Origin of the sequence: Butyrivibrio sp. MB2005 (genome assembly GCF_000424285.1) — a bacterium.
In the GTDB taxonomy this organism is placed as follows: domain Bacteria; phylum Bacillota; class Clostridia; order Lachnospirales; family Lachnospiraceae; genus Butyrivibrio.
In genome coordinates, this window is record NZ_AUJP01000003.1 from 108,662 (window position 1) to 123,423 (window position 14,762).

Sequence of the window (14,762 nt, forward strand, 5' to 3'; positions counted from 1 at the left end):
TTATTACGTAATAAAATCTAAGCATTTAATAAATAAACCTTTCTGAAATGGCTTGTTTATAGTGTTATTATACCTTATTTTGGCTGTTTTTTATAATGCTTTTCTGTTTGCCTGATTCTGTATTTATGCACAATTGGGATGTCTATTTTTCTTTATATATTCACAATTGAGAAAACGTAAAAGTTAATATAGAATGATTTAGAGTTAATTAAAACATTTAATCAATTATTTGTTTTGATAATATAACATCAGGGAGGAAATTACAATAGTCTTTGAAAATATGGCCCTTTGCGTGGGGGCAGGGCAGAATAACTTCTCCATGAAAAGGGGAAGCTTTAAGTATAAACAGAGTTTTGACTGGAAAGAACAGTGTGTTTTGAAGGAAACGGAAAATACTCCGGATGGGACAGATTATAAATATGAGTGCAAAAAAGCCGGAGAGATTCTGACACTTAGGGTTACAAAGAGCGGGGACAGGACTGAGATCAGGTTGTCATCCGAAGCCGGCAGTGCTTCTAAGATAAACCGATTTTGGCTAAGTTTTCCTACTAATCCGGGTGAACATATCTACGGATGCGGGGAGACTTATTCAGAGTTTGATCTTAAAGGGCAAAACGTAAGGATATGGGTTGCAGAGCATCAGAATGCATCCAGGATTTCCAAAAAGCTTATCAAGGAAAAGCTGAGGGGACCTCGTCCAAAGAAAAAGCTGCCCTTTGATAAATATGAATCTTACTATGTACAGCCCACATTCACATCATCAGATAAATACTATGTTCATGTGGATATGAGCGCTTACGGCGAGTTTGATTTTTCAGTTCCTGACAAGATTACTTTATACACCCAGGAATTTCCGGTGGTTACAAGCGAAAGAGCCGGCACTTTTACAGAGCTTTCTGATAAGCTGACAGCTCTTCTTGGCCGTCAGAGAAGGCTTCCTGACTGGATCTATGAGGGCGGTATCATCGCCATGCAGGACTGGATCAAGGATGGCGATAAGGTAAAAGAAGGCTTTGATGGCTGCGGCAATATCGACAGGAAGCTGGAAGAGCTTTCAAAAGAAAATGGCAAGGTTGTAGGTGTCTGGTGTCAGGACTGGTGCGGCTGTCGCTGTACAGGCTTTGGCTATCAGGTTATGTGGAACTGGAGATACAACGATCAGCAATATCCGAATCTTCCATCCAAGATAAAAGAGTGGAAGGAGAAGGGCGTCAGATTCCTTGGTTACATCAATCCTTTTATCGCACTTGAGAAGGATATTTACGAGACAGCAAAAGAAAAGGGATACTGCGTAAAGGATAGAAACGGAGACGATTATCTTGTTACGATAACAACATTTCCGGCTGCAATGGTGGATTTCACTAATCCTGAAGCCTACAACTGGTATAAGAATATCATCAAGGAAAATATGATAGGGATCGGCATGGGCGGCTGGATGGCTGATTTTGGTGAGTACCTGCCGGTGGATGCTGTGCTCTATGACGGGGATCCTAAGGCTCTTCACAATAAGTGGCCGGGTATCTGGGCACAGATGAACAGAGAGGCCATAGAAGAGTGCGGCGTAGAGGATGAAGTCTTCTTTTTCACAAGAGCAGGCTATACGCAGAGTCTTGGCAGTGCGGCCATGATGTGGACAGGAGATCAGCATGTAGACTGGTCGGTGGATGATGGAATTCCATCTGTAATACCTGCAACACTGTCACTTGCCATGTCAGGATACGGCATAACTCATTCGGATGCAGGCGGATATACCACCATAATGCACATGAGAAGAACTAAGGAGCTTCTTATGAGATGGGAAGAGATGAATGCATTTTCGCCTCTTTTCAGAACTCATGAGGGCAATCAGCCCGGAAATAATGTGCAGTTTGACTCAGATGAAGAGCTTTTGAAGCACACAGCCATGTGCACAAGGATTCATGCAAGGCTTGGATTTTATATTAAAGAACTCGTTGATGAGGCGGTAGAGAAAGGGACTCCCGTCATCAGGCCTGTGTTCTATCACTATGATGAATCCTGGGCTTACAGCGAGATGACAGAGTATCTTTTGGGAAGAGATATTCTGGTTGCACCTGTTCTTGAAGCGGGTACCGACAAAAGAACGGTTACACTACCTGATGATACATGGGTACATCTTTATACAGGTAAGGAGTACAAGAAGGGGATTTGTACTGTGGATGCGCCTGTTGGGAAGCCATGTGTATTTGTCAGAAAAAGCTCTGAGAGATTCGATGAGCTTATCACAATAAGAGAATAATTTAATGGGGTTTAATGAGATGGGTAATAATAGAGAAGATAAGTTTCTTTCAAAATGTGCTTACGGCCTTGCTGACATTTACGGCGGCGGTGCATTTGTTGTAATCAGCACATTTTTCACGGTATTTCTTACAAAGGCGCTAGGAATGTCGCCTGCACTTGCAGGTACAATCCCGCTTATAGGAAAAGTATGGGATGCAATTACAGACCCTATAATGGGCAATATAGTTGACAGAACCAGCTCGAAATTCGGAGCAAAACGTTTTTACATTCTTATCGGAAGTATCATATCTGCTATTACGTTTCTGATGCTTTGGATGAATGCAGGCATTGAGAGCGTGGGCGGACAATATACTTTTTACGCACTTATGTACATGCTGTTTTCAACGGGCTTCACTATCGTAATGGTACCTTATAACGGACTTCTTCCGGATATGGTTGATGACTACAATAAGCGAGGCAGCTTTTCCGGAATAAGAACTGTATTTTCAAGCTTTGGTGCAATTCTGGCAGGCCTTGTACCTACCATCATTATCACAGATAACACCAATGCATGCCTGTATTTTACAGTTGCGATCATTTTCTCAGTGATCTTCCTTGTGGTGGTTTTACTTACCTTCTTCGGAACCTGGGAAAAGCAGAAGGAACCCGTAAAGGTTCCGTTAAGAAAGAGCCTTGTGCAGTCCTTTACAGTATATAAGAGCTTTTCCTTTAAGCTTTTTATCTGCATCTTCCTTGCAGGACAGGGTGCTGCTGATTTTGTTACAGGCCTTGCGGTTTACTATGTTGATGACGTGCTTAATGCATACTCCGGCGGCCGTTTCACAATCATGATGGGAGTATTGCTTCTTGCTCAGTTTACAGGCACGATACTGTTCTCGATAATCATGCCAAAGACATCCAAGAAGTTCCCGATACTTATCGGCTTCCCTGTGAGAATGATCGCTACTGTTGCACTGCTGTTCCTCTCCTATGAGGGAGCACCTTTTGTTATAATCCTTGTGCTTTCATTCATTATCGGACTTGGTATGGCTGCTTCATCAGTAAGTATCTACGCTATTTTGTCCGACATGGCGGATGTGGATGAGCTTATTACCTCAATAAGACGTCCCGGAACAGTATCCGGAATGGCGACCTTCATCAGAAAGATTGCAACCGGACTTAGTTCGACTATAATAGGTATTTGTCTCGCAATGATCGGATATGATGAGAACCTTGCTTCTCAGAAGCTGAGACAGGCAGCAGGAACGCAGATGGGTATTACACAGCTCTATGTTTGGATTCCCGTTGCTCTGATGGCACTGGCGATTGTGTTCGCGGTTCTGTTCCCGATGAATAAGCCTGAGTACGATATCATTAAAAAAGAAATTATGCGAAGAAGAGGAGAGGATGATTCAAAGATCACTTCTAAGGAGATCGCTGTATGTGAAAAGGTTACAGGATTCAAATATGATAAACTCTGGAATGAGGACAATGCTCTGAAGTTCTAAGCAAATAAAAGCAGATTTAATTCCGCAGGCTTGTGGTAGTTAGATCTGCTTAAAAAATAAGATAATTGATTAAAATTGTTAATTAAAGGGGAAAAGAAATGAGTAACACAAAACGAGGAATGCACCTGATACTGGGACCTGTGCTGTTCCTGCTGATAAGTCTTTGTCTTGGCAAAACAGGTCTTATCGATTATACCGCTGCAAAGGGTATAGGAACTGCGGTCTGGATGATCTACTGGTGGGTTACAAGACCGGTTGACATAACTGTAACGGCGCTTCTTCCCGGAGTTATAAACGCGATTTTTGATATCGTTCCCATGGAGAATGTTATAAGCCAGTATGCATCAAGCAGTATTATTCTGATCTTCGGCTCATGCCTTTTGACAGCTCCCTGGAGTGAGATAGGACTTGATAAGAGAATATCACTTAAGGCTCTTTCGCTTATCGGACCTTCCATGAAATCTCAGATTACCGTATGGCTCATTGCAGCCATTGTGCTTTCAAACATGATGCCCAACGTAGTTGTAGTTGCTATTTTCACACCTATCGCTGTATCAATGCTAGCGGCAGCAGGTTATAAGGATATCAAAAACTGCGAAGCTGCAACACCTATCCTTTGCGCCATTGCCTGGGGGTCTCAGGTCGGCGGTGCCGGCACACCTCTTGGCGGTGCAATGAACATCACAGCCATAGCCTTTATTGAAGAGTTTACAGGTAAGGAATTTATGTACATTGATTGGATTACCAGAATGCTTCCTTACACTATCATCGCTACTGTAGCGGTTCTTCTTACAATGCTTCTTAAGCCCATGAAGACAAACTCTCTTGAGGGAACAAAGGAATATTTTGAAAAATGCTACAAGGAACTTGGCCCCATGAAAAAGGATGAGAAAGTAAGTCTTGTTCTCTTTATTGTAGCTATGCTCGGTTCATTTGTAAGACCCTTATATGCGGATCTGATTCCGGGACTTGTTCCTGCATATCTTTTCCTGCTTCTTGGTTTTGCTAACTTTGTTATCGTATCTTTCGAGAAAAAGGAACTGCTTCTTACCTGGGAAAAAGCCCAGAAGGAAGTTATGTGGGGAATGCTTCTTCTTTTCGCAGGCGGCCTTGCCCTTGGACAGATACTTACAGGCTCAGGTGCTAATGATGCTATCGCCGGTGTGATCTCATCTGCCAACTTAAATGGCGGATTTGTAACAATACTGGTATTTACACTTTTTGCCTGCATTATATCCGAGATGACAAACAGTACAGTATCTGCAGCTGTTGCACTGCCTATAGTAATTGGTGTAACGCAGAAGATGGGACTTGATCCCATTCCGTATGTCTTCACGACAGCAATGGGCATGAACTTTGAATCAATTCTTCCTGTAAGTGTAAGAGCTATTTCCGTATCATACGGTCTTGATCCTGACAAGCTTCTTAAGAATGGTCTTGTGGTAGCTTTGGTGAGAATGCTCATAGCGGTAGCGGTTGGATACGTGACAATGCTTGTATGGCCTGGGTTTGGTGTACTATAAATTAAAAACGTTAATCAAAATCACTTTTTCTTTTATGTGACTAATTAACAAAAATAGATTAAACAAAATAAACAAAACGCCAAAGTTAATAAAACCCACATATTAGCTGTTGACTGTAAAATGAGAGGTGCTATGATTATAATTGCTTAAAGCGATTAACTAATATAGTTTTAGGAGGCAATATAATGAAATTTTTCTTAGACAGTGCGAAACTCGATGAAATCAAATTAGCTTACAATACATTCGGTATTGACGGTGTAACAACAAATCCCCGTCACATCATGTTAAGTGGTAAGCCTTTCATGACAGCTATTACCGATATTGCAAACTGGATCAAGGAAGAGGGTCTTGAGGGAGTTGATAAGTTCCCTGTATCAGTTGAGATCAATCCTCACTTCGATAAGGCAGAGGATATGGTAGAGATGGCAAGAAAGGTTGCTAAGATCAGCCCTAACTTCGTAATCAAGATTCCTGCAATCGAGCCCGGTATCACAGCTGCAAGAATCCTTGAGAAGGAAGGCATCAGAACAAACGTAACTCTGATCTTCTCACCTTCACAGGCTATTCTTCCTGCAAAGAACGGTTCACTTTTCGTTTCACCTTTCATCGGTTGGAAAGAGCAGAACGGTGAGGATTGCAAGGAATATATCAAGAACATCGTAGAGATCTACAAGAACTACGGTTTCTATGGCAAGACACAGATCATCTGTGCAGCAATCCGTACACCTAAGCAGATCGCTGATTGCGCAGTAGCAGGTGCTGACATCGTTACATGCGGACTTGCAGTATTCCAGGATTGCATGAAGCATGCATACACAAACCAGGGTCTTAACACATTCTGTGAAGCTTGGGATAACACAGTTACCGAGTGATCGAAACCTTAAAAATATTAAAGGGAGATAGAGAAATATGAAAATCGGTTTTATCGGACTTGGCATCATGGGAGAGTCCATGTGCGAGAATATAGTAAAAAAGCATGACGACACTGTTTACTGCTTCGACTTCATCAAGGAGAAGGTCGACCTTCTTGCATCTAAGGGCGCAGTTCCCTGCGAGAATTCAGTAGAGCTTGCAAAGCAGTCAGATGTCATCATTTCAATGGTTCCAAAGAGTGAGCACTCAAGATCAGTATACGAGGCAATCGTTGATGTTCTTGATTCGTCTAAGACTTGCATAGATATGAGCACAATCGATCCCAGCGTTTCAGTTGAGATCTCAGAGATGGTTAAAAAGACAGGTGCAGGCTTCATCGATGCACCTGTAGTTAAGTCAAAGCCCGCAGCTATTGAAGGTACACTTGGTATCTACGTAGGCGGCGATGAGAAGACTTACGAAGCTATGAAGCCCATCCTTTTATACATGGGCTGCAACGTAATCCGCATGGGCGATAACGGCAAGGGTCTTGTAATGAAGATCTGCCACAATGCACTTGTTTCACAGATTCAGAACGGTGTTAACGAGACAATCACACTTGCAAAGGCAAACGGAATTTCAATTCCTGATTTCACAACAGCTGTTTCATACGGCGGAGCTGCTAACTGGTACCTTGATGGTCAGGCTAAGAAGCTCGAAGCAGAGGATTATACCACAGCATTCTCAATCGAGAACATGGCTAAGGACGTAAATATCTGCGTGAACCTTGCAAAAGAGTGCGGTGTAAAGATGCCCGGTGAAGAGAATGCACTTAATGTATATCAGACAGCTCTTGACAGAGGCATGGCAAAAGAAGATTTCAGAGCAACAATCAAAGTTGTAAGAGACAGATAAAACGGGAGACAGCAATGTTAGACAGACTTAATGAAGTAAATGATATAAAGATTACTTCCGTTTTTGATGAAGAGTTTAAAACCTATGGAAACATCGTTAAGGATTATGATTTTTCCGAGATGATCAAGTACATGGAGGACAACACTGATATACCGGAGAACGGAAATGTATATGTAGCTTCCGTTCCCGAGATGGAAAAGCTTGGTGTTGTAGCAGATGTTCAGGGGTTCTTTTATGGGGATATGCCGATCCAGGTCGGCTACTGCAATGGTAGAAATACTACTTACAACGGCTTCGAGTATCACAAGGGAAGCGAGATAAATGTTGCAGTAACAGATTTTATGTTGGTCCTTGGACATACATGGGAGATTGCAGATGATAACACCTACAAGGTAGAGGATGCGAGAGTATTCTTCGTACCTAAGGGAACAGCAATTGAGATGTTCCAGACGACACTGCATCTTTCACCGATAAGGGTATGTGATGAAGGCTTTAAGGGAATAGTAATTCTTCCAAGAGGAACAAACACACCTCTTGACAGAAAGTCTTCAAAGGAAACAGGAGAAGAGAGGCTTCTGCTCCAGAGAAATAAATGGGTAATTTCTCATCCTGAGAGAGAACCACTCATGAAACAGGGTGCGTTCCCGGGGCTCATCGGTGAGAACAAGGAACTTAAGTATTAACTACAGCAGACATTATTGAAGATCCTGCGACAGCTATCATACTTTTAAGAAAAAAGAGGTTTTGATATGAATTTTCAGGTGGTATATGTTCCTATCGGAGTAGGAACTTACGAGATGGTAACTGCACATGAGCAGTTTGATAACTCAGCAGAGCTTTTAAAGAAAATTGACAAGGACATAGTTGTTCCTGAAGACATCCTGCTTACAGTAGATGCTGTAGCTGATTTTTTAAGCGATAAGAATCCAGATCTTGTAATTTTACAGAATATTACATTTGCTAATGCAGCTTATGCAAGTGAGGTTCTTAGAAGATTTAATTGTCCTATTCTGCTTTGGACACTTAGAGAGCCTGTTATTGACGGAACAAGACTTCGCAGCAATTCCCTTACAGGAGCATACTCGGCAGCCAATGCAATATGTGCATTCAGAGGACAGGGTAAGTTCGAGCACGTAATTGGCGCTCCTTCAGAGGAAAATGTTAAGAGAGAAATTGAAGCAACTATTTTTGCAGCAAGAGTAAAGAAGGATCTTACAGGCCTTAAAATGTCTGCAATAGGTCACACACCCCAGGGCTTTGGCTTTGGAAGAGCATTGGATGCTGAGCTTCTTAGCAAATTCGGTGTAACACTTGAGGCCATCGAAGCAAGAGAGCTTATCAACAAGGCTAAGGCATATACAGATGATGAGTGTGCTTCTGATTTGGCTGAGGCAAAAGAAAAGGTGGTTGGTCTTGAGAAAATGCCTGAGAACAACATCAAGGATTTTGCAAGACTTTACAAAGCATACAAGGCTTATGTTGATGAAAACCGTATCGGTGCTATTTCTTCACGCTGCTGGCCTGATTTCTTCACAGAATTCGGTACACCTGTATGCATGGTATTATCACTTCTTAATGCGGTTAACATTCCTGCAAGCTGTGAAGCAGACGTATACGGCGCACTTTCAATGTATATCGGAACTGCATTCACAGGTCAGTCCACCTTCTTCGGTGATCCTGTATCAATGGATGAAAAAGAAAGTTCAATCACTTTCTGGCACTGTGGAATGGCAGCATGTAACCTTGCACGTTGCGACACCGGTGCTCAGGTAGGTGTTCATCCCAACAGAAAGATCGGACCTGTTATGGACTTTGGATGCAAGGCTTCAGAGGAAGCTACAATCTTCAGAGTAGGTCGTACAGCAGAAGGTAAGTTCAGATTCTTCATTGCGGAAGGAAATGTTATGGATAAGCCCAAGCAGTTCAATGGCGCTTCTATCGTTGTTCAGACTAAGGAGTCAGCAGAGAAGATTGTTAAAGAAACCATTAAGAATGGTTGGGAACCCCACTATGTAGTTATCTACAAAAATATAGCAGAGGAGCTCGAAAAACTTGGTAATATGCTCGATTTAGAGGTTGTACGTTACTAAAAGAGTTGGATATAATTTAATTATGAAATATCAGGGGATAAATTTAGAAAACGTAAAACTTAGTAACCGTTCTTCCATTCTTCTTTTGCTAAACAATAATGGAGCAATGTCAAGAAAAGATATAGCAGAGACGGTTGGCCTAACAGCCGCCTCTGTTACTTTAATATGCTCTGAGTTGATGGAGGAGGGCATAATCGTAGAACTTGGCGAGGCTGCTGAAGAAAAAAGAGCGGGCAGGAAAAAGATTCTGGTGGACATCAATCCGGAATACAGGAATGTACTGTGCATCGCTGTAGAATCAGATACAACCTACATTGCAGTTACTGATATGAAGGGTAACATGCTTTGCAATTGTAGCCTTCCCACAGACAAGCATACTAAGCCGGAACAGTTCTTCAGGAATGTTACGGATGAATGTCAGAGGCTTTTCTGGAAAAACAACATTGTCAGGGAGAAGCTCCTTGGAGCTGCTGTAACTATTCCCGGCAGTGTGGACAGAAAAAGAGGAATAAGCCTCAATACATATAGCATCTGGACTGAAAGCATACCGGTCGCTGATCTTATTAAGAAGGATCTTGGACTTCAGGTAGTTGTTGAGAACAACCTGAAAGCGTATGCACAGACGGAAGTTTATTTTGGCCTTGGACGTACTGTTAGTAATCTTTTCATATTAAAATGGGGCCCCGGTGTTGGTGCATCCATTATCATCGACGGCAAAATCTATCAGGGTTCAAACAAGATGGCCGGTGAGATCGGTCACATGACTGCAGTAAAGGACGGACGCAGCTGCAACTGTGGACGTAAGGGCTGCCTTGAAGCTTATGTTTCAACCAAGGCGATAGCCGACGACGTGCAGGCTGAGCTTGACAGAACCGATGAAAATGCAGACAAGCTCGAAAGAGATGAAAACATAGAGAAGATTATTGACAATAAGATAGATATGTTGGCCTTCAATCTCAAAAACAGTATAAGCATTCTGGATTCCAAGAACGTAGTGCTTATCGGATATATGTTTGAGATTCCCGGCTACATGGAACGCTTTATAAAGGCTTACAAGGAATACGATCCGCTGGTTTCGGATGATTTCTTTGTAAAAACTGATCTTCGTGTAAACAGAGAACATACAGAGGGCCTTGCGGTATTTTTGAATGAAGCGTTTCTTACCGCATAAAACATAAACAGGATAAAAACTGATATCACTTAAATGAGTCAGATAAATTTATAGCAAAAACACAAAGGGGATTTTAAGAAATGGCAAAATATGTAATGGCGCTGGATTCAGGAACTACCAGCAACAGATGCATCCTTTTTAATCAAAAAGGTGAGATCTGCTCCTGCGCCCAGAAAGAATTTACCCAGTTTTTCCCGCAGCCGGGTTGGGTAGAACACGATGCCAGTGAAATCTGGCAGACACAGCTGTCTGTAGCTCGTGAAGCAATGAGCAAGATAGATGCAAGCTTTGAAGATATTGCTGCGATTGGTATTACCAACCAGCGTGAGACAGTAATTGTATGGGACAGAAAAACAGGACAGCCCATATCGCACGCGATCGTATGGCAGTGTCGAAGAACAGCGGACTTTGCTGAGAAAATGAAGGAAGAAGTTCCCGGAATTGTTGAGAAATTCCAGTGCAAGACCGGACTTAAATTTGATCCTTATTTCTCAGGAACCAAGATCAGATGGATACTTGATAATATTGACGGTGCAAGACAGAGAGCAGAAAACGGCGAGCTGTGCTTTGGAACCGTTGATTCATGGCTTATTTACAAGCTTACAAAGGGTAAGGTTCACGTAACGGATTATTCCAATGCATCCAGAACACTTCTCTTTAATATAAACACTCTCGAATGGGATAAGGAGCTTTGCGATATCCTTGATATTCCCATGAGCATGCTTCCTGAGGTTAAGCCTTCAAGCTGCATTTACGGAGAGACAGATCCTGAGTTCTTTGGCGGCGAGATCAAGATTGCCGGAGCAGCCGGTGACCAGCAGGCAGCGCTTTTCGGACAGACCTGTTTTGAAGAGGGTGATGCCAAGAATACATACGGAACAGGATGCTTCATGCTGATGAACACAGGTGATAAGCCTGTTTATTCCAAAAATGATCTTCTTACAACAATCGCATGGGGAATTGACGGTAAGGTGACCTATGCAATAGAAGGTTCTGTATATGTTGCAGGCGCTGCAATTCAGTGGCTTAGAGATGAGCTTAGAACCATCGATTCCGCACCTGATTCAGAGTACTTTGCTACAAGAGTTAAGGATACGAACGGATGCTACGTTGTGCCTGCTTTCACAGGTCTTGGTGCTCCTTATTGGGATCCCTACGCACGTGGAGCCATAGTTGGTCTTACACGAGGCGTAAACAAATATCACATTATCAGAGCAACAGTTGAGTCTCTGGCTTTCCAGACAGCCGATGTTCTTAAGGCCATGGAGCTCGACACAGGTAAGAAGCTTACAAGTCTCAGAGTAGACGGCGGAGCTTCCAAGAATAACTTCCTGTTGCAGTTCCAGTCAGACATCATTGATACCAATGTTGTAAGACCCAGCTGCGTAGAAACTACAGCTATGGGTGCTGCATATCTTGCAGGCCTTGCGGTTGGCTATTGGAAAAACAAGGAAGATGTCATTAGTAACTGGGCTGTAGACAGAGAGTTTACAAGCACAATGGACAATGAAAAGAGAGAAAAAGAGCTCGCAGGTTGGAAGCAGGCAGTTGCTTCAACAAGAGGCTGGGCACGTTAAAGCTGAAATAGCAAATCTATGATTTGCGTGATTGAAGCTTGTTCTGGCGGCTGTGAGAACCTGGCGAAGTTTTTCATGAGCCTGGTTCGAACGTGTTACACTGAATGAAATGAAGTGTAACTTCCACAGTGAGAGCAGAACCTCATCATGAAATAAGAGGAGAATAATAATGTATGACGTATTGATTATTGGTGCAGGTGTTTCCGGAAGCGCTGTAGCAAGAGAAGTTTCCAGATACAATGTATCAGCATGTGTACTTGAAAAATGTGAGGATGTTTGCGAAGGAACCTCCAAGGCTAATTCAGCCATCGTTCACGCAGGTTTTGATGCTGAAGAAGGATCACTCATGGCTAAGCTCAATGTTGAGGGCAATGAGATGATGGATCAGCTTTCAAAGGATCTTGATATTCCTTTCAAGAGAAACGGATCCCTTGTTGTATGCGTACACGAGGAAGAGATAGATGGACTTAAGACTCTATATGACAGAGGTGTTAAGAACGGAGTTAAGGGACTTAAGATTCTTACAAGAGAAGAAGCTCTTGAGATGGAGCCCAACCTCTCTGACGACGTTGTGGGTGCTCTCTATGCTCCTACAGGCGGCATTGTTTGTCCTTTCGAGCTCAACATCGCTATGGCAGAAAATGCCAACATGAACGGCGTTGAATTCAGATTCAATACAGAAGTTGAAGATATCAAAAAGGGCGAGGATGGTCTTTTCCATGTTCGCACCAACAACGGTGAGTATATCAGTAAAGTAGTTGTTAACGCAGCCGGTGTATATGCTGATAAGATTCACAATATGGTAAGCGAAGACAAGATGCATATCATCGAGAGAAGGGGAGATTACCTGCTTCTTGATAAGGAAGTTGGCAATTATGTATCACATACTATTTTCCCTCAGCCTACAAAATACGGTAAGGGCGTACTTGTAACACCTACAGTACACGGCAACCTCCTTGTAGGTCCTACAGCAATTGACCTTGAGAATAAGGAAGGAAATAACACAACAGCAGCAGGTCTTAACGAAGTTACCGCTAAGGCCAGCGAGAATGTAAAGAACCTTCCTCTTAGAAATGTAATTACTTCATTTGCGGGACTTCGTGCACATCTTGAGAGACACGAGTTTGTTATCGAAGAAGTAAAGGATGCAAAGGGCTTCATCGATGTAGCAGGTATCGAGTCTCCCGGACTTACAGCATCTCCCGCTATCGGTAAGATGGTTGGCGATATGCTTAAGGATATGATGGGACTTACAGAGAAGTCAGACTGGATTGCTACACGTAAAGGAATAAAGAGCACAGAAGGTCTTTCAATTGACGAAATGAATGCTCTTATCAAAGAAAATCCTGCTTACGGAACAATCGTATGCAGATGTGAATCAATTACAGAAGGTGAGATACTTGATGCTATACACAGACCTCTCGGCGCGCGTTCACTTGATGGCGTAAAGCGCAGAACAAGAGCCGGAATGGGTAGATGTCAGGCAGGTTTCTGCAGCCCCAGAACGATGGAAATCATCAACAGAGAGTTAGGCCTTTCTTATGAAAAGATCACTAAGAGCGGCGGAAAATCCAACATCATTCTTGAAAGAACAAAAGGGGAGGAAAGCCACTCATGAAGACATATGATATTGTAATTGTAGGAGGCGGTCCGGCAGGCCTTGCAGCTGCAGTTGCTGCAAAAGAAGCCGGAAACGACAGCATTCTCATCCTTGAGAGAGACCATGAACTTGGTGGTATTCTTAATCAGTGTATCCACAACGGATTTGGCCTTCACACATTTAAGGAAGAGCTTACAGGTCCTGAATATGCATACAGATTCATCAAGCAGGTTCTTGATCTTGGCATAGAGTACAAGCTCAATACCATGGTAATGGATATTGCAGCAGACAAGACGGTTACAGCCATGAACAGAGAAGACGGAATGTTCCAGATTCCTGCAAAAGCTGTAATCCTTGCAATGGGATGCAGAGAGAGGCCCAGAGGAGCCCTCAACATTCCCGGATACAGACCTGCGGGTATCTTTTCAGCAGGTACTGCTCAGAGACTTGTTAACATCGAAGGCTACATGCCCGGACGCGAGGTTGTAATCCTTGGTTCAGGTGATATCGGACTTATCATGGCCCGCAGAATGACTCTCGAAGGCGCTAAGGTTAAGGTTGTAGCTGAACTTATGCCTTACTCAGGTGGACTTAAGAGAAATATCGTGCAGTGTCTTGATGACTATGGCATTCCGCTTAAGCTCTCACACACTGTCGTTGATATCGAAGGAAAAGATCATGTAACAGCAGTTACAATTGCTGAGGTTGGCCCTGACAGAAAGCCTATCCCCGGAACAGAGATCAGATATACCTGCGATACACTGCTTTTGTCCTGCGGACTTATCCCCGAGAACGAGCTTTCAAGATCAGCAGGTGTAAAGATGAGCCCTGTTACATCAGGACCTGTTGTTAATGAATCCTTAGAGACCAACATCCCCGGTGTATTTGCCTGTGGTAACGTTCTTCACGTACATGACCTTGTTGACTATGTATCTGAAGAGGCTAAGAGAGCCGGAGAGAACGCAGTTAAGTATATTAACGACGGATGCAAGGCAGCTGACAGCTCAGACGTCATCGAGATCGTTGCTACAGAAGGCGCAAGATACACAGTGCCCAGCACAATTGATACCGAGCGCATGAGCGATCTTCTTACAGTAAGATTCAGAGTCGGTGATGTATATAAGAATTCTTTCGTAAGTGTATACTTTGATGATGAGAGAATCATGCACAACCAGAAGAGAATCATGGCTCCCGGCGAAATGGAGCAGATCATTCTCAGAAAGACTCAGCTTCAGGAGCACAAGGGTCTGAAGAAGATAACTGTAAAGATTGAGAAGGAGTGACCAAA

At 43.0% G+C, this 14,762-nt stretch carries 11 protein-coding genes; all 11 read left to right on the forward strand.

Annotation, left to right across the window (positions count from 1 at the left end; translation table 11 throughout):
- Positions 1 to 280 precede the first annotated feature (280 nt).
- The 11 genes from G610_RS19125 to G610_RS0100595 all read left to right on the forward strand — a co-directional run bounded on the left by G610_RS19125 (position 281) and on the right by G610_RS0100595 (position 14,757).
- The gene (locus G610_RS19125) at positions 281 to 2,257 is read left to right on the forward strand and encodes an alpha-glucosidase (RefSeq protein WP_051197396.1); all 1,977 of its coding nucleotides are present in this window, start codon (positions 281 to 283) and stop codon (positions 2,255 to 2,257) included.
- A 19-nt stretch (positions 2,258 to 2,276) separates the two neighbouring features.
- Positions 2,277 to 3,746 carry an MFS transporter gene (locus G610_RS19130; protein ID WP_242829590.1) on the forward strand — a complete coding sequence of 490 codons (1,470 nt, stop codon included), beginning with the start codon at positions 2,277 to 2,279 and terminating at the stop codon, positions 3,744 to 3,746.
- 98 nt (positions 3,747 to 3,844) lie between these two features.
- Positions 3,845 to 5,269, forward strand: a complete 1,425-nt coding sequence (locus G610_RS0100555; RefSeq protein ID WP_026523216.1) for an SLC13 family permease — start codon at positions 3,845 to 3,847, stop codon at positions 5,267 to 5,269.
- Between the two features lie 185 nt (positions 5,270 to 5,454).
- Positions 5,455 to 6,141 (forward strand): transaldolase family protein, encoded by a 687-nt coding sequence (locus G610_RS0100560; protein WP_026495288.1) that lies wholly within the window; start codon positions 5,455 to 5,457, stop codon positions 6,139 to 6,141.
- 37 nt (positions 6,142 to 6,178) lie between these two features.
- Complete coding sequence (locus G610_RS0100565) at positions 6,179 to 7,036, forward strand: NAD(P)-dependent oxidoreductase (RefSeq protein WP_026495287.1); 858 nt, start codon at positions 6,179 to 6,181, stop codon at positions 7,034 to 7,036.
- Between the two features lie 14 nt (positions 7,037 to 7,050).
- Positions 7,051 to 7,719 (forward strand): DUF4867 family protein, encoded by a 669-nt coding sequence (locus tag G610_RS0100570; protein WP_026523217.1) that lies wholly within the window; start codon positions 7,051 to 7,053, stop codon positions 7,717 to 7,719.
- 66 nt (positions 7,720 to 7,785) lie between these two features.
- Complete coding sequence (locus tag G610_RS0100575; protein WP_026523218.1) at positions 7,786 to 9,126, forward strand: fucose isomerase; 1,341 nt, start codon at positions 7,786 to 7,788, stop codon at positions 9,124 to 9,126.
- Between the two features lie 22 nt (positions 9,127 to 9,148).
- The gene (locus G610_RS0100580) at positions 9,149 to 10,297 is read left to right on the forward strand and encodes an ROK family transcriptional regulator (RefSeq protein WP_026523219.1); all 1,149 of its coding nucleotides are present in this window, start codon (positions 9,149 to 9,151) and stop codon (positions 10,295 to 10,297) included.
- An 80-nt stretch (positions 10,298 to 10,377) separates the two neighbouring features.
- A complete protein-coding gene (glpK, locus tag G610_RS0100585; RefSeq protein WP_026523220.1) occupies positions 10,378 to 11,874 on the forward strand; it encodes a glycerol kinase GlpK in 1,497 nt (498 codons plus the stop codon).
- A 169-nt stretch (positions 11,875 to 12,043) separates the two neighbouring features.
- Positions 12,044 to 13,492: an NAD(P)/FAD-dependent oxidoreductase gene (locus G610_RS0100590; protein WP_026523221.1), complete on the forward strand. Its 1,449-nt coding sequence runs from the start codon at positions 12,044 to 12,046 to the stop codon at positions 13,490 to 13,492.
- Entirely contained in the window at positions 13,489 to 14,757 is a 1,269-nt protein-coding gene (locus G610_RS0100595) for an NAD(P)/FAD-dependent oxidoreductase (protein WP_026523222.1), read from the forward strand. Before G610_RS0100590 ends, G610_RS0100595 begins: the two co-directional genes overlap by 4 nt.
- The last annotated feature ends 5 nt before the right edge of the window (positions 14,758 to 14,762 follow it).